Source organism: Stenotrophomonas sp. STEN054, from assembly GCF_056854535.1.
The window spans coordinates 25,627-47,948 of sequence record NZ_JBXFWG010000004.1 but is presented as its reverse complement, the minus strand read 5'-3'; the positions used below and the strand labels follow the sequence as shown (position 1 = coordinate 47,948).

Genomic DNA, 22,322 nt, shown 5'->3' with positions numbered 1-22,322 from the left:
TGCGCGCGGGGAATGCCCTGCGCGTGGGAAGGACAGGACCACCGATGCCGGATGCCTGCAGCAGGCGACGGCGTGCATTCGAGGACGGACGCATGGCAGCAGTGGGCAGGCAGGGCAGGGCAGGCAGGGCATCGGCCGGCATCGCGCATGCCATGGCCGTGCTGGCGTTGCTGCTGCCGCCGCCGCTGCTGGCGCAGAGCTACCCGAACCCGCTGAACAACACCGCCACGGTGACCGCACCGACCGACGTGGCCGACCCGACGCCGGGCAACAACAGCGCCACCGATACCAATGCACTGGCGTTGCAGGCGCAGCTGAGCGTGAGCAAGAGCCTGGTCAGCGCCAGCCCCGTGGCCGCAGGTGGCCCGGTGCAGTACCGCATCCAGGTGAACAACGCAGGGCCGTCGGCGGCCAGTGGCGTCGGCGTGGTCGATACGGTGTCCTCGCTGCTGACCAACGTGACCTGGACCTGCCAGGCGACCACGACCGCGTCGTCCTGTGCGCAGCCCAGTGGCAGCGGCAATGCGGTGAACGTGCTGGTCAACGTGGGCGTGGGTGACAGCGTGGTGCTGCTGGTGAACGGCACGGCGCCGGCCGCGACCCCGGCCACGGTGCCGGCCAACAGCGTGTCGCTGGTGCTGCCGTCGGGCACCACCGACCCGACCCCGGGCGACAACACCGCTACCACCCCGGCCGTGCCGGTGCAGGCCAATGCGCTGGTCGCGGCCAACGACAGCTTTGCCACGCCCATTTCCTCCACCATCGGCGGCAGCACGCCGACGGTGCTGGGCAACGACACCCTGAACGGCCAGCCGGTGGTCGGCGGCAACCTGATCATCTCGCTGCAGAACGCGCCGGCGGGCTTTACCATCAACAGCGACGGCGTCATCGCGGTGCCGGCCGGTGCGGCGTCGGGGGCGACGTCGATCGGCTACCAGATCTGCGAGAACGCCTCGCCGACCAACTGCGCCACTGCCACGGCCAGCCTGGTCATCGCACCCACAGCCGTGGCCGACAGCTTCAACGTGCAGGCGGGCACCCCATCGCTGACCGGCAACCTGGCCGCCAACGACAACGCGCCGGCTGGCGCCACCTACAGCCAGACCGGTACGCCGGTTGCGGGCGCCACCATCAGCAGCACCGGCACGCTGACCTACGCACCGGCCGGCAACATCACCCAGCCCGTGCAGATCAACTACCAGGTGTGCCTGCCTGCGCCGAATGCCAGCGTCTGCTCGACGTCGATCGCATCGGTGGTGGTGGGTGCCAACGTGCTGGTCGCCAACGACGACACCTTCGCCACGCCGCTGCCGCCGGGTGCAGGCGGTACCACGCTTACGGTGCTCGGCAACGACACCTTCGACAACGTCCCGGTCAGCCAGGCGCAGGTGACGCTGAGCCTGGTCGGCGCGCCCAGCGGCTTCTCGATCAACCCCAACGGCACCATCGTCGTGCCGGCCACGGCGGCGGCTGGCCCGCTGTCGCTGCTGTACCGGATGTGCGACAACGCCGCGCCGACCAACTGCGCCACGGCCACCGCCAACCTGGTGGTCAGCCCCGATGCGGTGGACGATGCGGTGAGCACCCCGGGCGGTGGTCGACCGGTGACCGGCACCCTGGCCGGCAACGACAACTTTGCCAGCGGCTCGGTCTTCACGCTGGGCGCCCAGGCCACCCGCGGCACGGCCGTGGTCAACGCCGATGGCACCTTCACCTACACCCCGGCCAACGCCAATACCGGGCCGGACACCTTCACCTACCAGCTGTGCCTGCCGGCACCGAACGGCACCGTCTGCGATACCGCAACGGTGACCGTGACCGTGGCCGTCAACCAGCTGGCGGCGGCCGACGATCTGTTCGCCACGCCGCTGCAGCCGGGGACCACCACTGCCATCAGCCTGCTCGGCAACGACACCCTCAACGGCACGGCGGTGATACCGGCGGGCGTCAGCCTGGCACTGAACGGCGCACCGGCCAGCATCACCGCCAACGCCGCTGGCCAGCTGCAGGTGGCGGCCGGCGCAGCGTCGGGCGCTTTCAACTTCACCTACCAGATCTGCGAACTGCCGGGCGCGACCAACTGCGCCACCGCCAACGTGCAGCTGATCATCGCCCCCGATGCGGTGGACGACAGTTTTGCCGCGACCGCGGGCGTCGCGCTGGGCGGCAGCGTGGCCGGCAACGACAACGTGCCGGCGGGCTCGCAGTTCAGCCTGCTGGCCGGTGCCGCGCACGGTGCGGTCAGCGTCAATGCCGACGGCAGCTTCAGCTACACCGCGCAGGGCACGTACGCGGGCGCGGACAGCTTCCGCTACCAGGTCTGCCTGCCGGCGCCCAATGGCGGCGTCTGCGATGCCGCTACGGTGACGGTGAACGTGGCCGTCGCCGCCGTCGTGGCCGGTAATGACGACTTCACCGCTGCGCCGGTGCCCGGCACCGGTGGCACCACGGCCAGCGTGCTGGCCAACGACACCCTCAACGGTGTGGCGATCGACCCGGCGCAGGCCACTCTGTCGCTGATCAATGCCCCGCCGGCCGGCTTCACGCTGGCCCCCACCGGCGAACTGCAGGTGCCGGGCGGTGCTCCCGCCGGCCCGCTGAGCCTGACCTACCAGCTGTGCCAGGCCGGCACCAGCAACTGCGCCACCGCCACCATCGCCGTGGTGATCGCGCCGCAGGCCGTGGCGGACAGCTTCACCACCCAGGTCGGGCGTGCGGTCAGCGGCAACGTGTCGGTGAACGACCGCGTCGCCGCCGGCAGCACCTACGCGGTCACGGGTACTGCGCCGCAGGGGCTGGTGTTCAACGCCGATGGCAGCTTCACCTACACCCCGCCGGCGCAGTTCACCGGCACCACGACCTTCACCTACCAGGCCTGCCTGGCGGCGCCGTATACCACCGTCTGCAGCACCGCCACGGCAACCCTCAACGTCAATGCCGGCACCCTGGTCGCCAACGACGACGATTTCCGCGGCAGCCTGCTGAATCCCGCCACCGGTGGCACCACCATCAGCGTGCTGGCCAACGACACCATCAACGGTGCGATTCCGCCGGCGCCGGCCGAAGTGATCCTGAGCCTGCTGGGCGCGCCCAGCGGCTACGTGCTCAACCCCAACGGCACCATCTCGGTGCCCGGCGGCGCGGCCGCGGGTGCGGTCAACTTCGCTTACCGCATGTGCGAGGCCGCGCTGCCGACCAACTGCGATGACGGTGCGGTGCAGCTGCTGCTGGCGCCGGTGGCGGTGAACGACAACGTCAGCACCACGGTGGGCGTGCCGGTCAGCGGCAATGTCGCCAGCAATGACAACGTCCCGGCCGGTGCCACCTTCAGCGTCACCGGTAGCGCACCGGCGGGCCTGGTGCTGGCCGCTGGCGGTGCATTCACCTACACGCCGCCGGCCGGCACCCAGGGCGTGGTCACCTTCGCCTACCAGGCCTGCCTGCCAGCACCCAACGACACGGTGTGCGCGGGCGCGACGGTCACCGTCAACGTCAACGCCGGCACCCTGGTGGCCGCTGATGATGACTTCCGTGCAACCCCGATCGGTGCCGGTGGTGGCAGCACGTTGTCGGTGCTGCTCAATGACAGCCTCAACGGTACCCAGCCGCCGGCATCGGCCGATGTTCTGCTGAGCCTGGTCGGCGCGCCGTCGGGCTTCACCCTGGATGCCAGCGGGGTGTTGAACGTCGATGCGGGCGTGCCGTCGGGCGCGCTGACGCTGACCTACCAGCTGTGCGAAACCGCGCTGCCGAGCAACTGCGATTCGGCGCAGATCCGCCTGGTGGTCGCGCCCACGGCCGTGGCCGACGTGTTCTCCACGCCGGCCGCGCAGCTGCTGTCGGGCAGCGTGGCCAGCAATGACAATGCGCCGGTGGGCGCAGTGTTCACGGTGTCGGGCACCACGCCGGACGGCCTGCAGCTGGGCCGCGACGGCACCTTCCAGTACACGCCGCCGGCCGGTTTTACCGGGCCGGTGAGCTTCAGCTACCAGGCCTGCCTGCCGGCACCGGATGGCGCGCTGTGCAGCACGGCCGGGGCGACCATCAACGTCAACGCCGGCACCCTGATGGCGATGGACGACGACTTCAGCGCGACGCCGCTGGCCCCGGGCGCGAGCAGCAGCACCAGCGTGCTGGTCAACGACAGCCTCAATGGCAGCGTGCCGCCGCCGGCCGGTAGCGTCACCCTGACCCTGGTGGGTGCCCCGTCGGGCTATGCGCTTACCAACGCAGGACTGCTGCAGGTGCCCGCCAGCGCCGCCGCCGGTGCCACGGTGCTGAACTACCAGATCTGCGAAACCGCCGCGCCCAGCAACTGCGCCAGTGCGAGCATCCGCCTGGTGGTGACGCCGTCGGCGCAGAACGACAGCTATTCCACCGCCGCCGGCCAGCCGTTGAACGGCAGCGTCGGTGACAATGACAACGTGCCGGCCGGTGCCGTGTTCACCGTCGTCGGCGCCACGCCGGCCGGCCTCAGCTTCGGCGGTGGCGGCAGCTTCACCTACCTGCCGCCGGTCAACGTGGTCAGCCCGGTCACCTTCACCTACCAGGCCTGCCTGCCGGCGCCGAACACCACGCTGTGCGCCACCGCCACGGCCAGCATCAACATCACCGTCGGCAGCTTGGCCGCCAATGACGACAACTTCAGCGCTGCGCCGATCAATCCGGTCACCGGTGGCAGCACGCCGTCGGTACTGCTCAATGATGCGCTGAACGGCAGCACCCCGCCGGCCGCGGCCGATGTGCTGCTGAGCCTGACCGGTGCACCGGCCGGCATCAGCCTCAACCCGGATGGCACGGTGACGGTTGCCGCGGGCGTGCCGGCGGGTGGCCGAACGCTGACCTACCAGCTGTGCGAAGCGGCGGCGCCGGGCAACTGCGCCAACGCCACGCTGCGCCTGGTGGTGGCACCGTCGGCCATCGACGATGCGCTGTCCACGCCGGCGGGGCAGGCACTGACCAGTTCGGTGGCCAGCAACGACAACGTCGGCAGCAGTGCGCAGTTCACCGTAGTCGGTACCGCGCCGGCCGGGTTGTCGTTCAATGCCGATGGCAGCTTCGTCTACACCCCGGCGGCCGGCTTCAGTGGCGCGGTCACCTTCAGCTACCAGGTGTGCCTGGCAGCGCCCGACAACGGCATCTGCGCCCAGGCCACGGCCACCCTCAACGTCAACAGCGGCACTCTGGTCGCGGTGGATGACACCATCACCGCACCGGTCGCCGCTGGCAGTGCCACGTCCAGCGTGCTGGGCAACGACACGCTGAACGGTACGACGCCGGCCGCGACCGACGTGGTGCTCAGCCTGGTCGGTGCGCCGTCCGGTTTCTCGATCGCCGCCGATGGCACGATCGCCGTGGCCACCGGCACGGCCGCGGGCGCGGTCTCGCTGACCTACCAGGTCTGCGAAGCAGCTGCCACGACCAACTGCGCCACCGCCAACGTGGCCCTGGTGGTCGCACCGGCACCGGCCAATGATGCGTTTGCCGTGCAGGCGGGCCTGTCGGTCACTGCCAACGTGGCGACCAACGACGGCATGCCGGTGGGCTCGATCTTCACCCTGCAGGGCACGCCGCCGGCCGGCGTGACCTTCAACGCCGATGGCAGCTTCACCTATGCGCCGCCGGCCGGTACTACCAGCCCCACCAGCTTCGTCTACCAGGCCTGCCTGCCTGCGCCGAACACCACCGTGTGCGGGACCGCGACGGTGACGTTGAACATCAACAACGGCGCACTGCTGGCCAACAACGACAGCTTCGGTGCGATCGCGCCGGGCGGCACCACGGCCAGCGTGCTGGCCAACGACACCCTCAATGGCGTCAGTCCGCCGGCGTCGGCCAACGTGGCGCTGTCACTGGTGGGCGCACCGGCTGGCTTCAGCATCAACCCCACCGGCACCGTGTCGGTTCCGACCGATGCGGCCAGTGGCGCCACCACGCTCACCTACCAGGTGTGCGAGACGGCGGCGGCCAACAACTGCGCCACCGCCAGCATCGCCCTGGTGGTGCGGCCGACGCCGGTGAACGACACCATCAGCGTGCAGGCCGGCCAGGCCAACACCGGCAATGTCGCCGGCAATGACGCCATGCCCGCCGGTTCCACCTGGAACGTGCCGTCGCCGCCGCAGGGCCTGGTGTTCAACGGCAATGGCAGCTTCACCTACACGCCGCCGGCCGGCACCCTCGGCCCGGTCACCTTCAGCTACCAGGCGTGCCTGCCCGCGCCGGATGCCGCGGTGTGCGGCACCGCCACCGCCACGCTCACCATCGCGGTCAGTGCCATCGTCGCCAACGACGATGCCTTCGCCGCGCCGCTGACCGCTGGTTCGGTGACGCCCAGCGTGCTCGCCAATGACGTGCTCAACGGCGTGACCCCGCCGCCGTCGGCCGCCGTGCAGCTGCTGCTGGTGGCGCCGCCGGCCGGCTTCGTCATCAACAACGATGGCAGCGTGCAGATTCCGGCCAGTGCCGTGGCCGGTGCCACCACGTTGACCTACCAGCTGTGCGAGACCGCGTCGCCGACCAACTGCGCCACTGCGGCCATCACCTTCGTGGTGACCCCGGCGCCGCAGGCCGATGCCTTCGCCGTGCAGGCCGGTGCCAGCCTGACCGGTGCAAGCGTGGCTACCAACGACAACCTGCCGGCCGGCTCCAGCTGGGCAGTGCAGGGCACCCCGCCGGCCGGGCTGGCGTTCAACGCCGATGGCAGCTTCAGCTACACGCCGCCGGTGGGCACCACCGGTGCGGTCACCTTCACCTACCAGGCCTGCCTGCCAGCACCCAACAACACGGTGTGCGGTACCGCCACGGCGACCCTCAACGTCAACACGGGCACCCTGGTTGCAGCGGACGACAGCTTCAGCGGCATCGCGGCCGGTGGCACCACCGCCAGCGTGCTGGCCAATGACAGCCTCAACGGCACCACGCCGCCGGCACCGGCCAGCGTGCAGCTCAGCCTGGTCGGCGCCCCGGCCGGCTTTGCCATCAACCCCGACGGCACCCTCGTGGTGCCGGGCGGCGTGCTCTCCGGCGCGACCACGTTGACCTACCAGATCTGCGAAACCGCCGTGCCCGGCAACTGCGATACCGCCACCGTGGCCCTGGTCATCGCGCCGTCGCCACAGGCCGATGCGTATTCGCTGCAGGCCGCAGGCACGATCAGCAACGGCAACGTGGCCGCCAACGACAACCTGCCGACCGGTTCGCAGTTCTCGGTGCAGGGCACCGTGCCCAACGGCCTGGACTTCAACACCGATGGCAGCTTCACCTACACCGCGCCGGCCAATACCCCCAGCCCGGTGACCTTCACCTACCAGGCCTGCCTGCCCGCGCCGAATGCAGCGCTGTGCGGTACCGCCACGGTGACGCTCAACATCAACAACGGCAACCTGATTGCGGTCGATGACAGCTTCACCCTCGCGCCGGGTGGCAGCGCTGCGACCAGCGTGCTGGGCAACGATTCGCTCAACGGCGTCTCGCCGCCTGCCGCCGGCACGGTGCTGGTCAGCCTGGTCGGCGCTCCGGCCGGCTTCGTGCTCGCTGCCGATGGCGTGCTGACCGTGCCTGCCGGCATCGTGTCCGGCCCGCTGACCCTGACCTACCAAGCCTGCGAAGCCGCGGTGAGCGGCAACTGCGACACCGCCAGCATCGCGCTGGTGGTCCTGCCGGCACCGCAGGCCGATGTGTTCAGCGTGCAGGCCGGGCAGGTGCTGTCGGCCAGCGTGGCCGGCAACGACAACATGCCGGCCGGTTCCAATTGGACCGTACAGGGCGCCACGCCAGCCGGCCTGGTGTTCAACACCGATGGCAGCTTCAGCTACACGCCGCCGACCGGCGTCACCGGCGCGGTCACCTTCCTCTACCAGGTCTGCCTGGCGGCACCGAATGCCACGGACTGCGCCACCGCGCAGGCCACGCTGAACGTCAGCAACGGCACCCTGCTGGCCGGTGACGACACGCTGGCCGGCATTGCCCCGGGCGGTACCTCTGCTGCCAGCGTGCTGGCCAACGATTCGCTCAACGGCGTCAGCCCGCCGCCGCCGGGCGACGTGGTGCTGAGCCTGGTCGGTGCACCGGCCGCGTTCACCCTCAACCCGAACGGCACCATCACCGCCGGCAGCGGTGCGATGTCCGGCCCGACCTCGCTGACCTACCAGATCTGCGAAGCGGTGGCGCCGGGCAACTGCGCCACTGCCAGCGTAACCGTGGTGGTCAACCCGGCGCCGCAGGACGATGCCGCCGCCGTGCAGGTGGGGCAGAGCCTCAGCGCCAGCGTGGCCGGCAACGACAACATGCCGGCCGGTTCCAGCTGGAGCCTGCCGGGCACGCCGCCGGCCGGTTTCAGCTTCAACTCCGATGGCAGCTACACCTATGCGCCGCCGGCCGGAACCAGCGGTCCGGTGGTGGTGGCCTACCAGGTCTGCCTGCCGGCGCCCAATGCCAACCTGTGTGGCACCGCCACGCTCACCCTCAACATCAATAACGGCGCGCTGGTCGCCGCCGATGACACCCTGACCGGTGTCGCCGCCGGCACCACCTCCAGCGCCAGCGTGCTGGCCAACGACTCGCTCAATGGCAACTCGCCGCCGGCCGGTTCCTCGGTGGTGCTGAGCCTGGTCGGCGCGCCGGCCGGCTACGCGATCACCGCGCAGGGCACGATCAGCGTGCCGTCCACTGCGGTCTCCGGTCCGGTCACCCTGACCTACCAGATCTGCGAAGCCGCAGCGGCCAACAACTGCGATACCGCCAACGCCACCGTGGTGGTCAGCCCATCGCCGCAGCCGGATGCCTTCGCCGTGCAGGTTGGGCAGACGCTCTCGGCCGGCGTGGCCGGCAACGACAACGTGCCGCCGGGCGCGCTGTACAGCGTGCAGGGCACCGCGCCGGATGGCCTGGTGATGACCGCCACCGGTGCCTTCACCTACACGCCGCCGCCGGGCCGGCTGGGCGTGGTCACCTTTGACTACCAGGTCTGCCTGCCTGCGCCGAATGCGGCGGTCTGTGGCGTCACCACCGCCACGATCACCATCAACAACGGCACCCTGGTCGCCGGCGACGAGAGCTTCAGCAACATCGCGCCGGGTAGCACCGTGGGCACCAGCGTGCTGGCCAACGATTCGCTCAACGGCGTGTCGCCACCGGCGGCCGGTACGGTGACGCTGGCCCTGGTCGGTGCACCGGCCGGCTTCTCGATCAGCGCCGATGGCCTGATCACCGTGGCTACCGGCGTGCAGTCCGGTGCGACCACGCTGACCTACCGCATCTGCGAGGTGGCCTCGCCGGCCAACTGCGACACCGCCAGCGTGCTGGTGGTGGTCAGCCCGGCGCCGCAGCCGGATGCCTTTGCCGTGCAGGCCGGGCAGACGCTGGCCGGCAGCGTGGCCGGCAACGACAACATGCCGGTGGGTTCGAGCTGGAGCGTGCAGGGCACGGCACCGGCCGGGCTGACCTTCAACACTGATGGCAGCTTCACCTATGCACCGCCGGCCGGCACCACCGGTCCGATCACGGTGACCTACCAGGCCTGCCTGCCGGCACCGAATGCGGCGTTGTGCGGCTCCACCACCTTCAGCCTCAACATCAACAACGGCGACCTGGTGGCTGGCGATGACGTCATCACCGGCGTGGTTGCCGGTGGCGCGTCGGCGGCCAGCGTGCTCGCCAATGACCGCCTCAACGGCGCCAGCCCGGCCCCGGCGGCCGGGGTGCGGCTGTCGCTGGTGGGCGCGCCGGCCGGCTTCACCCTGAACCCGGATGGCACGATCACCGTCGGCAGCGGCGTGCTGGCCGGTTCCACCACGCTGACCTACCAGCTGTGTGAAGCGGCGGCGGCCAACAACTGCGACACCGCCAGCGTGACCATCGTGGTGACCCCGACGCCGCAGGCCGATGCCTTCTCGGCGCAGGCCGGGCAGCAGCTGGCCAACAGCGTGGCCGGCAACGACAGCATGCCGGCCGGTTCGAGCTGGAGCGTGCAGGGCACCACGCCCACCGGCCTGGTGTTCAACGCCGATGGCAGCTTCACCTATACGCCGCCGGTCGGCACCCTCGGTTCGGTCAGCTTCACCTACCAGGCCTGCCTGCCGGCGCCGAACGGCAGCGTCTGCGGCACCGCCACGGTCACCCTCAACGTCAACACCGGCACCCTGGTGGCCGGCGATGACAGCTTCAGCAACATCGCCCCGGGCACGGCCACGCCCAGCGTGCTGGCCAACGATTCGCTCAACGGCGTGACGCCGCCGCCGGCCGCCTCGGTGTCGCTGAGCCTGGTGGGTGCGCCCACCGGCTTCACCATCAACCCGGATGGCACGATCAGCGTCGGCAGCGGCGTGGTGTCGGGCAGCACCACGCTGACCTACCAGATCTGCGAAGTGGCGGCCTCCAGCAACTGCGCCACCGCCAGCGTCAACGTGGTGGTGAGCCCGGCGCCGCAGGCCGATGCCTTCAGCGTGCAGGCGGGGCAGTCGGTGAACAACAACGTGGCCGGCAACGACAACATGCCGGCTGGTTCGACCTGGAGCGTGCAGGGCGCGACGCCGGCGGGCCTGGTGTTCAATGGCGATGGCAGCTTCAGCTACACGCCGCCGGCGGGCACCACCGGCCCGGTGACCTTCACCTACCAGACCTGCCTGCCGGCACCGAATGCAGCGCTGTGTGGCACCGCCACGGTCACCCTCAACGTCAACAGCGGCACCCTGGTGGCCGGCAACGACAGCTTCACCGGCATCGCGCCCGGCGGTGCCACGCCCAGCGTGCTGGCCAACGATTCGCTCAATAGCGTGTCGCCACCGGCTGCTGGCAGCGTCACCGTCAGCCTGGTCGGTGCGCCGGCCGGCTTCACCATCGCTGCCGACGGTACGATCAGCATCGGCACCGGCGTCACCTCCGGCACCACCACGCTGACCTATCAGGTCTGCGAAGTGGCGGCCTCGAGCAACTGCGCCACCGCCACGGTGAACCTGGTGGTCAGCCCGGCACCGCAGGCCGACGCCTTCAGCGTGCAGGCCGGCCAGGTGCTGTCCAACACAGTGGCGGGCAACGACAACCTGCCGACCGGCGCCAGCTTCAGCGTGCAGGGCACGACCCCGCCGGGCCTGGTGTTCAACACCGATGGCAGCTTCACCTATACGCCGCCGGCCGGTACCACTGGCGTGGTCGACTTCACCTACCAGGCCTGCCTGCCCGCACCGAATGAGGCGCTGTGCAACACCGCCACGGTCAGCTTCAACATCGGCACCGGCACCCTGCTGGCGGGCAACGACAGCTTCAGCGGCATCGCCCCGGGCGGTACCACGCCCAGCGTGCTGGCGAACGATTCGCTCAATGGCGTGTCGCCGCCGGCGGCCGGGACGGTCACCCTGGGCCTGGTCGGCGCCCCGGCCGGTTTCGCGATCAATGCCGACGGCACGATCAGCATCGGCGGTGGTGTCACCTCGGGTGCCACCACGCTGACCTACCGCATCTGCGAGGCGGCCTCGCCCAGCAACTGCGCCACCGCCACGGTGGCCGTGGTGGTCAGCCCCGTGCCGCAGGCCGATGCCTTCAGTGTGGCGGCCGGGCAGACGCTGTCGAACTCGGTGGCCGGCAACGACAACCTGCCGGCCGGCTCCAGCTGGAGCGTGCAGGGCGCCACGCCGGCGGGCCTGGTGTTCAACACTGATGGCAGCTTCACCTACACGCCGCCGGTCGGCACCACCGGAGCGGTCACCTTCATCTACCAGGCCTGCCTGCCGGCACCGGATGCGGCGCTGTGCGGCACCGCCACGGTCACCCTCAACGTCAACACCGGCACCCTGGTGGCGGGCGATGACAGCTTCACCGGCATCGCTCCGGGCGGCACCACGCCCAGCGTGCTCGGCAACGACTCGCTCAATGGCGTCACCCCGCCGCCGGCGAACACGGTGACCCTGGGCCTGGTCGGCGCACCGGCCGGCATCAGCATCAACCCCGATGGCACGATCAGCATCGGCAGCGGCGTGCCGTCCGGCCCGACCAGCATCACCTACCAGGTGTGTGAAGTGGCCGCGCCCAGCAACTGCGCCAACGCGACGGTGAGCGTGGTGGTCAGCCCGGCGCCACAGCCGGATGCCTTCAGCGTGCGTGCGGGCCAGGTGCTGTCGAACACAGTGGCCGGCAACGACAACATGCCGGCCGGTTCGACCTGGAGCGTGCAGGGCGCAACGCCGCCGGGCCTGGTGTTCAACGCCGATGGCAGCTTCACCTACACCCCGCCGGCCGGCACCCTCGGCGCGGTCACCTTCACCTATCAGGTGTGCCTGCCGGCGCCCAATGCCGCGCAGTGCGGCACCGCGTCGGTCACCCTCAACGTCAACACCGGCACCCTGGTGGCGGGCGATGACAGCTTCAGCGGCATCGCCCCGGGCGGTACCACGCCCAGCGTGCTGGCCAATGATTCGCTCAACGGCGCCTCGCCGCCGGCGGCCGCTACCGTCACCCTGACCCTGGTCGGCGCACCGGCCGGTTTCGGCATCAACCCGGATGGCACGATCAGCATCGGTACCGGCGTCACGTCCGGGCCGACCACGGTCACCTACCAGGTCTGCGAAGTGGCCGCGCCCGGCAACTGCGCCACCGCCAGTGTGACCGTGGTGGTCAGCCCCGCGCCGCAGCCGGATACCTTCAGCGTGCAGGCCGGGCAGACCCTGGCCAACAGCGTGGCTGGCAACGACAACATGCCGGCGGGTTCGGTGTGGAGCGTGCAGGGCGCGACCCCGGCCGGCCTGCTGTTCAACGCCGATGGCAGCTTCACCTACACCCCGCCGGTGGGCACCAGCGGGCCGGTCAGCTTCACCTACCAAGTCTGCCTGCCGGCGCCGAACGCGGCCCTGTGCAGCACGGCCACCGTCACCTTCAACGTGGGCGGCGCGGCCAACGTGGTGCTGGCGGTGAACGATGACTTCAGCAGCACCCCGGTCGATCCGTCGGTGGGTGGCACCATCGCCCGCTCGGTGCTGGACAACGACAGCTTCAACAACGTCTCGCCGCCGCCGGTCGGCAGTGTGGTAGCCAGCCTGACCGGCAGCACGCCGGGCTACACCATGAACAACCAGGGCCAGATCATGGTGGCCCCGGGCGTGCAGGCCGGGCAGGTGCAGCTGGCCTACCAGCTGTGCGAGAACGGCGTGCCGGCCAACTGCACCACCGCCATCGCCACCGTGCTGGTGCAGGGCCCGGTGGGCGCGCTGCTGGCGGTGGACGACACGGGTGGCCCGGTCGGGCCGGAAGGCCGCACCCGCCTGCTCAACGTGTTCGCCAACGACACCTTCAACAGTGCCGCGCTGGATCCGGCCCAGGTCAACTTCGTGCCGGTGGGCACCAACGCACTGACCTTCAGCACCGATGGCTGGGTGGATGTGGCCGCCGGCCTGGCACCGGGCAGCTACAGCACCACCTACACGCTGTGCCTGGTCAGCCAGCCCACCGTCTGCGACGTCGGCACCGTCACCGTGACCGTCATCGCTGCCGAGCCGGGCGTGGTGGCCGAGGATGACCGGATCGACATGCCGCAGAACGGCGTGGTCGAGATCGACGTGCTCGGCAACGACCGCGTGGATGGTACGCCGGTGGATCCGGCCACCGTCACCGTCACCATCACCGCACCGCCGCCGTATGGCGATGCGACGGTGCTGCCGAACAAGCGCATCCGCTTCGCGGTGCTGGCCAACTTTGCCGGTATCCAGAGCCTGGATTACCAGGTCTGCGATGTCGCCGATCCATCGATGTGTGCCAGCGCATCGGTGACCATCACCGTCGAGCCCAACGTGCTGACCCTGGCCGACGATGCGGTGACTGCCGAGACCAGCGGCCCGCTGCTGATCAACGTGCTGGCCAACGACAGCACCCGCACGGCACCGCTGGACCCGGCCTCGCTGCAGGTGGCTGCCGCGCCAGCCCACGGCACCGTGCAGTGCGCCAACGGGGTGTGCACCTACACGCCGGCCGCGGGCTTCAGCGGCACCGACAGCTTCCGCTACCGCGTCTGCGACCTGAGCGTGCCGACCCCGCTGTGCGCCGAAGCCAACGTGGCGGTGACGGTGGCCGGCCAGCAGGCCGTGCTGCGCCTGACCAAGGTGGCGGCCAAGCGCACGGCGCAGATCGGCGACCTGGTGCGCTACACGGTCACCATCGACAACGTGGGCGAGGTCGATGCCAACGGCGCCACGCTGCTGGATACGCTGCCGCCGGGCTTCACCTTCGTCAGCGGTGGCTTCGCGGTGCAGGATGCCGACAACGACGCACGCACCAGCGGCGTGCAGCCGCTGCGCATCGACGGCATCGACGTGCCGGTGGGCGAGCGCGCCACGGTGGTCTACTACCTGCGCGTAGGCGCGGGTACCGGCACCGGCGTGCACACCAACCGCATCACCGCCATCGACGGGCAGAACCGCAGCATCGCCAACGTGGCCACGGCCGACGTCGATGTCAGCGTCGATCCGCTGCTGGATGAAAGCCTGATCGTCGGCAGCGTGTTCGACGACCGCAACGGCAACGGCATCCAGGACGATGGCGAGCGTGGTATCCCCGGCGTACGCGTGGCGGCTGTGGAAGGCCTGGTGATGGAAACCGATGCCTTCGGTCGCTACCACCTGGTTGGCATTCCGGGCGGCGAAGCACGCGGCCGCAACTTCATCCTCAAGGTCGATCCGTCGACGCTGCCGGCCGGCGCGCGCTTCACCACGCCCAACCCGCTGGTACGGCGCATCACTCCCGGCCTGCCAGTCCGCTTCGACTTCGGTGTGCGCATGCCGGACGGTGCCCTGAGCAGCGAAAGCGCGCCCGCCGCCGCCGTGCCGCGTCCGGCGCGGGTGGAACTCGGCCAGGCACTGTTCGCCAGCGGCAGCGCTACGCTGGCAGCCGACCGCGCGGGCGTGCTGGACAAGGCCGCCCAGGCACTGGTGGCGCGTGGCGGGGGCCGCGTGCTGCTGGTCGCTGCGGCGGGCGAGGAAGCCCTGGCCGGGCAGCGCGCGCAGACGGTGCGCGATGCACTGGCCAGCCGCCTGCCGGCCGACATCGCCGCCGCCACACGCATCGAAGTGCACGGCAGCGATGGCCGCGTGCTGCAGCGGCTGGCGATCGAGCCGCCCGGCGGGCTGTCACCGTCGGCCGGTACCCGCAGCGGGGAGGGGCGCTGAGATGAAGACCAACCACCGGAGTCCTGCCCTGATCGTGCGCGCCCTGCTTCCCCATGCGATGTACTGGAGCGTGTTCGCCCTGCTGCTGGCCACTCCCCCGGTGCTGGCCCAGCAGAGCGTGCCGGTACCGGTCAACGATGTGCGCTGCGAGGGTAACACCTGCCGCAGCAATGTCGGTGAGCTGCTGCGGATCGGTGATGACGCCGACGCGCCGCTGCTGCCCCTGCCAGGCCACAGTGGTCCGTCGGCCACCGGCAGCGTGCCGCTGGCACCGGCGGTCACCCCCGACGTGTCCGCGCGTGGCGGCCAGTTCATGGCCGAGCTGCCCAACGGTGGCGTGGTCTGGGCCACCGAAGATCCGAGCATGGTGCCGCCCAGCCTGAGCGTGCAGGCCGCGGCCACCGTGCCGTTCGAGAACGGGCGGGTGATCCGCCCGCTGCGCTTCCACAGCTACAACAACTACGCCTCCTTCATCGACAAGCTGGAAGTCACCCTGTACCGCGGCACCGACACCGACCTGGTGACGCCGCTGGCGCGCATCGAGCTGCCGTCCGACTACGTGGGCGATGCCGAATGGGATGGCAGCGTGCCGGAGCAGTTCAAGCTGCGTACCGGTGATGAACTGATCTACGTGGCGCGCGCGTACGGCGCCGGCGGTGCGTTCGATGAAACGCAGATCCAGCGCATCCAGCTGGTCACGCCGGCCGACTTCGACCGGGGCCTGCAGGTGACCCGAGACAACGTGCAGAAGACCCTGGGCCAGGCGCTGGATGGGGCCAACGCGCAGGACCTGCAGGTCAGCAACAGCATCTACGGGCAGAGCATGCTGCGCCTGCAGAACATTCCCATCCACGGCTCGCGCGTGCGCCTGTACGGCCGCAACCTGGAGCCGAACAGCCGCGTGCGCATCAACGGCCAGGATTTCCCGGTCGACCTGGAGCAGAAGTTCGCCGCCGAGTTCCTCGAGCCGGTCGGCCAGCACCGCTATGACGTGCGGGTGGAATCGCGCGATGCGCCGTTGGCGCAGCGCCAGCTGGACGTGGACGTGACCGGCCGCTACCTGTTCCTGGTCGCCATCGCCGATGTCACGCTGTCGAAGAACAGTGCCAGCGGCAACGTGCAGCCGCTGGCTGCCGATGACCGCGACACCGACGGCTTCCTCAGCGAAGGCCGGCTGGCGTTCTACCTGAAGGGCAAGATGCGCGGCAAATATCTGGTGACCGCGCAGGCGGACACCCAGGACCGCGAGCTGAAGTACCTGTTCCGCGATTTCAGCCGTGCCGATGCGCAGGACGTGTTCCGCCGCCTCGACCCGGACCTGTACTACCCGGTGTACGGCGACGATTCCACCACCTACCGCGACGTTGATACGCAGGGCCGCCTGTACCTGCGCGTGGACTGGGACCAGAGCCAGGCCCTGTGGGGCAATTTCGCCACCGGCATCACCGGCACCGAGTACGGCCAGTACGTGCGTTCGCTGTACGGCGGCGCGTTGAACTGGCGCTCGCTGTCGGCCACGCCTCTGGGTGAAGCGCGTTCGCAGCTGAAGGTATTCGGTTCGGAGGCGCAGTCGGCGCCGGGCCACAGCGAATTCCTCGGCACCGGCGGCAGCCTGTACTACCTGCGCCATACCGACCTGCTGCCGGGCTCGGAACAGGTGGTGCTGGAAGTGCGCGACCGCACCACCGGCCGCACCGAAACCCGCGCCACCCTGCAGGAAGGCGTGGACTACGAGATCGACGACCTGCAGGGCCGGCTGATCCTGACCCGGCCGCTGGCACAGCTGACCCGCGAGAACGTGCGCAGCATCACCCGCGACATGCCGCTGGACGGCTATGACCAGCTGCTGCTGGTGGACTACGAATACGTGCCGCTGGGCTTCGGCAGCAATGACGTGACCTACGGTGCGCGCGGCCGCCAGTGGATCGGCGACCACGTGGCGGTGGGCGGCACCTGGGTGGAAGAAAACCGCAGCGGCGAGAACTACAGCCTGAAGGGTGCCGACCTGACCCTGCAGGCCGGCCGCGGTACCTACCTGAAGATGGAACAGACCCGCACCGATGCCACCGCAGCGCCGGTGTTCTATTCGGACAACGGCGGCCTCAGCTTCATCCGCCGCAACCCGTATGAAGGCCGCCGTTCGGGCAAGGCATCGGCAGTGGAAGCGCGCGCCAACCTGCGCGAGCTCGGCTGGACCACGCAGGACTGGAGCCTGGGCGCGTGGTGGCGCGACGTCGACGCCGGCTTCTCGGTGGCACGCCAGGATACCGGCCTGCCGATCCAGGAATACGGCGCGGAGTTCCTTGGCTACCTTACCGATGATTTCAGCCTGTACGGCCGCCACACCCGCGCCGAGCAGGGCGAACTGGCGCTGGAGCAGAGCCAGCTGACCGCCGAATGGCGGCTGGGCAACGACGGCCAGCTGACCGGCGAACTGCGCCGGGTGCGCGAGGAGCAGGCGCTGCAGGATGTCTCCGCGCTGCTGGCGGCGATCGGTTACCGCCAGCGCTTCGGGTCCTCGTGGGAGCTGTACGGCACCGGCCAGGTGACTTTGGACGATGACGGCGGTGCCTACGAGAGGAACGACCTGCTGACGCTGGGTGCGCGCTACCTGTTCGGCGACCGCAGCAGCGTGGGTGCCGAGCTGAGTGGCGGCAGCCGCGGCCACGGCGGCAAGGTCGATGCCGAATACCGCATGGCGCCCGACCACAGCCTGTACGGCAGCTACAGCTACAGCACCGACCGCACCGGCACCGATCCGCTGTTCGACAGCGGCCTGCAGAGCGGCTGGACGGTCGGCCAGCGATGGCGCCTGAGCAACCAGGTGAACGTCTACAACGAGAGCCAGTACCTGAAGGACCGCCGCCAGGACAGCGCGGGCCTGGTGCACACCTTCGGCATGGATTTCTACCCGGCGCAGGGCTGGAACCTTGGCTTCACCCTGATGGACGGCGAGCTGGAATCCACGGTGGGCCGCATCAACCGCCGTGCGTACAGCGTCAGCGGTGGCCGCACCGATGCGGTGGCGCAGTGGAGCAGCAAACTGGAGTACCGCCGCGACAGCGGTGCCGAACAGCGCGAGCAGTGGGTGACCACCAACCGGCTGCTTTACAAGCTCAACGAAGACTGGCGCTTCGCCCTGCGCGCGAACTACGCCGACACCCAGGACCGGATCAATCCGGTGGCCGATGCCAAGCTGGTGGAAACCAATGTCGGCTTCGCCTGGCGCCCGCACGACAACACGCGCTGGGCCGGCTTCGGCAAGTTCACCTACCTTTATGACGTGGCCTCTCTGGGCCAGGAAGGCGGCAACCTGTACGACCAACGTTCACAGGTGCTGTCGCTGGAGGGCATCCGCCAGATCGGCGAGCGCTGGGAAATGGCTGCCAAGCTGGCCTCGCGCTGGGGCGACTACCGCACCGGCCGCGGTGAGGGCGCCTGGCTGGACAGCCGCGCCGACTTCGCCGCCCTGCAGCTGCGCTACCGCCTGTTCGCGGAGTGGGAAGGGCTGGCCGAGCACCGCTGGCTGAAGGTGCGCGAGGGCGGCGTGCGCAAGGGCTGGCTGCTGGGCGTGGACCGGCGGGTGGGCGAGAACTTCAAGGTCGGCGTGGGCTACAACTTCACCGAGTTCAGCGACGACATGACCGAGCTGAGGTACGACCAGAAGGGCTTCTTCCTGAACTTGGCCGGTTACTACTGAGGCCGCCCGAGGGCGGCCATGCGGCCTTGGGCTGAACGACCGGCAACATTGCCGGGCTGAATGGGGTGGCGCCGTGGGATTTTGCGGCCCAAAACGACCATTCATGCACCTTATTCTCTTCAAGTGATTGATTTGGAAGGTGTTCTTCCATGGTCGAGCCTGCTCGCCATTGTCATCAATTCGCGATAGGGTAGGGATGTTGAATCGCCCAGTGTTCTGTTCGCGGAACACTGGAACTTCCTCCCGCTTTAGCAGTCCAAAAGCCGGACTGCTAAGATGAGCCCTATGAGCCAGAACACCTCTACTGCCCTTGTGGCAAACAATCTCCCGATTCCCAGTGCGCTCGGTTCGCTGGACGCCTACATCGGTGCCGTGCACCAGATTCCGGTGCTGTCGGTCGATGACGAACAGGACCTGGCCCGTCGTTTCCGCGACGGTGACGATCTGGACGCCGCACGTGAGCTGGTGCATTCGCACCTGCGCTTCGTGGTGCACGTGGCCCGCGGTTACAACGGCTACGGTCTTGCGCTGGGCGACCTGATCCAGGAAGGCAACATCGGCCTGATGAAGGCGGTCAAGCGCTTCGACCCCGACATGGGCGTGCGCCTGGTGTCCTTCGCCGTGCATTGGATCCGTGCCGAAATGCACGAGTTCATCCTCAAGAACTGGCGCATCGTCAAGGTCGCCACGACCAAGGCGCAGCGCAAGCTGTTCTTCAACCTGCGCAGGTCGAAGACGCGCCTGGGCTGGATGAACGCGGCCGAAGTCAGCGCCGTCGCCAAGGATCTGAACGTGTCCGAGCGCGAGGTCATGGAAATGGAATCGCGCCTGTCCGGTCGCGATATCGGTTTCGATGCGCCGACCGACGAAGACAATGATCATGCGCCGCCGTCGCCGGCTGCGTTCCTGGTGTCCGACGATGAAGATCCGTCGATGGCTTACGAGCGCGAGGACAGCGAAGACAACCAGATGCAGCTGCTGCGCGAAGGCCTGGCCGAGCTGGATGCCCGCTCGCGCGACATCATCCGCCGCCGCTGGCTGGATGCCGACAGCAAGGTGACGCTGCAGGAACTGGCTGATGAGTACGGGGTGTCTGCCGAGCGCATCCGCCAGGTTGAAGCGAACGCGCTGAAGAAGATGAAGGCGCTGTTCACTGCGTAAGCGGGAGGCGTTGGAATGAGGAAAGGCCCGGCAATGCCGGGCCTTTCTGTTTGTGGGGCTCATCCACGCATGGCGTGGATCTACTGACGCCGGGCGAGCCTCAGCCCTCGCGTGCGATCGCGCGCCAGCCGATGTCGGTGCGGTGGAACTCGTTGGCCCAGGTCACCTTGGCCACGCCGGCATAGGCACTGGCCTGCGCGTCGCGCACGCTGTCGCCCAGCGCGGCCACGCACAGCACGCGGCCGCCGGCGCTGAGCACCTGGCCCTCTGCATCCAGCGTGGTGCCAGCATGGAACACCTTGGCATTGGCGGGCACGTCGTCCAGGCCGGAGATCACCTCACCGGTGATCGGCGCTTCCGGATAAGGCTTGGCGGCCAGCACGACGCCCAGCGATGGGCGCGGATCCCACTGCGCGTCCAGCTGGTCCAGGCGGCCATCGATGGCCGCTTCCACCAGGTCCACCAGGTCTGACTGCAGGCGCAGCATCACCGGCTGGGTTTCCGGGTCGCCGAAGCGCACGTTGAACTCGATTACCTTCGGCGCGCCGCTGGCATCGATCATCAGGCCGGCATAGAGGAAGCCGGTGAACGGGATGCCGTCGGCGATCATGCCCTGCACGGTCGGGTTCACCACCTCGCGCATCACCCGCGCGTGCACCTCCGGCGTCACCACCGGCGCGGGCGAGTAGGCGCCCATGCCACCGGTGTTCGGGCCGGTGTCGCCGTCGCCGACGCGCTTGTGGTCCTGCGAGGTGGCCATCGGCAGCGCGTGCACGCCGTCGACCATCGAAATGAAGCTGGCTTCCTCACCATCGAGGAATTCCTCGATGACCACGCGCGCGCCGGCATCGCCGAAGGCGTTGCCCGAGAGCATGTCACGTACCGCGTCCTCGGCCTCGGCCTGGGTCATCGCCACGATCACGCCCTTGCCGGCGGCCAGGCCATCTGCCTTGACCACGATCGGTGCGCCCTTCTCGCGGATGTAGGCCAGCGCAGCGTCCACCTCGGTGTGCACGGCGTAGAAGGCGGTGGGGATGTTGTGGCGGGCCAGGAAATCCTTGGCGTAGGCCTTGCTGCCTTCCAGCTGCGCGGCGGCGGCGGTCGGCCCGAAGATGCGCAGGCCGGCGGCGCGGAAGCGGTCGACCACGCCGGCCACCAGCGGCACTTCCGGGCCGACCACGGTCAGCGCCACGCCTTCGGCCTGGGCCAGCGCCAGCAGGCCGTCGATGTCGGTCACCTTCACCGCTACGTTGCGGCACTTGTCTTCGTTGGCCGTGCCGGCATTGCCGGGCGCCACGATCACTTCGGTGACACGGGAGGACTGGGCCAGCTTCCATGCCAGGGCGTGTTCGCGGCCGCCAGAGCCGATGACAAGTACGTTCATCAAGAGATTCCAGATTGCGTGGGAAGGGAGGGGCGATGTCCCCGGCGGCGCGCGTGGTTCACTCGCAGCCCTCGCGTTGCAGCGCGTCGGGGAAGGAATAGGTCCAGGACTTCGGGTCCAGGGTGAAGCGGTGCGTGCGGCGCACGTTGCTGCCGCCACAGCTGCTGCCGGTTTCCTCGATCAGCAGCGGCCAGACGCGCGCGCTGCGGTTGCTGTCGTCCATGCGCAGCTGGAAGTCGATATCGAACATGCGGGTGCGGCAGTCTGCGGCCTGCTCGGCGTCGTCGCAGTCGTAGGCCGCCGCGTTGTCGATGTGGCTGCGAAGGCTGCCTGCATCCACCAGCCCGTTCGGGCCGGGCAGGATGAAACCCTGCGACTGCAGCGAATAGCCCTGGCCGTACCAGCCGCTGACGCTGCGGAAGCCGTAGAAGTCGCTGCCGAAGCGCAGGATCTCGACGCTGCCCGGACGGCCGCTGCTTCCATAGGTGCCGCCGGTCAGCTCGGCCGCTACTTCGAAGCCGTCGCCGCTGGGACGCAGCACGTAGTAATCGATGGTGCCCGGGTCGGCATGGCCGGCGTCGACCACTTCGCCGCACACCGCCAGCAGCTGCTGCCAGCTGTCACCACTGACCACCGGCTGTTCGGCGCAGACCGCCCAGTCGACCGGGCGGGTGTCGCCGTCCTGCGTCCAGTTGCCGCGCCAGCCGTCGGACAGCCGCGCGTCCTTGCCGTAACGCGCGGTCAGGAAGGCCTGCAGGCGCGCGGTGCGGCTGACATGCCCGGCCGCTGCGGTGCTGGCTGCGGCCGGTGCCTCTGCCTGCGGGGCCGGGGCGGGTGCCGGCTCGGTGGCCGGCTTGCAGCCGGCCAGCAGGGCCGCGCCCATCAAGGCGGGCAGAATCAGGGGCTTGATCGAGACTGCGGACATCCG

The 22,322-nt window shown here is 69.4% G+C and carries 5 protein-coding genes; 3 read left to right on the top strand and 2 right to left on the bottom strand.

From position 1 onward, the window contains the following. Positions 1 to 92: 92 nt before the first annotated feature. The 3 genes from AC1VXD_RS02420 to rpoH all read left to right on the top strand — a co-directional run bounded on the left by AC1VXD_RS02420 (position 93) and on the right by rpoH (position 20,010). The gene (locus AC1VXD_RS02420) at positions 93 to 15,149 is read left to right on the top strand and encodes an Ig-like domain-containing protein (protein WP_482990669.1); all 15,057 of its coding nucleotides are present in this window, start codon (positions 93 to 95) and stop codon (positions 15,147 to 15,149) included. Position 15,150: 1 nt separating this feature from the next. Beyond that, a complete protein-coding gene (locus AC1VXD_RS02415) occupies positions 15,151 to 18,849 on the top strand; it encodes a TonB-dependent receptor (RefSeq protein ID WP_482990668.1) in 3,699 nt (1,232 codons plus the stop codon). Positions 18,850 to 19,134: 285 nt separating this feature from the next. Beyond that, the gene (gene rpoH / locus AC1VXD_RS02410) at positions 19,135 to 20,010 is read left to right on the top strand and encodes an RNA polymerase sigma factor RpoH (RefSeq protein WP_482990667.1); all 876 of its coding nucleotides are present in this window, start codon (positions 19,135 to 19,137) and stop codon (positions 20,008 to 20,010) included. Between the two features lie 100 nt (positions 20,011 to 20,110). On the opposite strand, the gene purD is transcribed toward rpoH, so the two are convergent. Together purD and AC1VXD_RS02400 are read right to left on the bottom strand one after the other, a co-directional pair. After that, a complete protein-coding gene (gene purD / locus AC1VXD_RS02405; RefSeq protein ID WP_482990666.1) occupies positions 20,111 to 21,394 on the bottom strand; it encodes a phosphoribosylamine--glycine ligase in 1,284 nt (427 codons plus the stop codon). 58 nt (positions 21,395 to 21,452) lie between these two features. After that, positions 21,453 to 22,319, bottom strand: coding sequence for a hypothetical protein (locus tag AC1VXD_RS02400; RefSeq protein WP_482990665.1), 867 nt, complete (start codon positions 22,317 to 22,319; stop codon positions 21,453 to 21,455). Positions 22,320 to 22,322 lie beyond the last annotated feature (3 nt).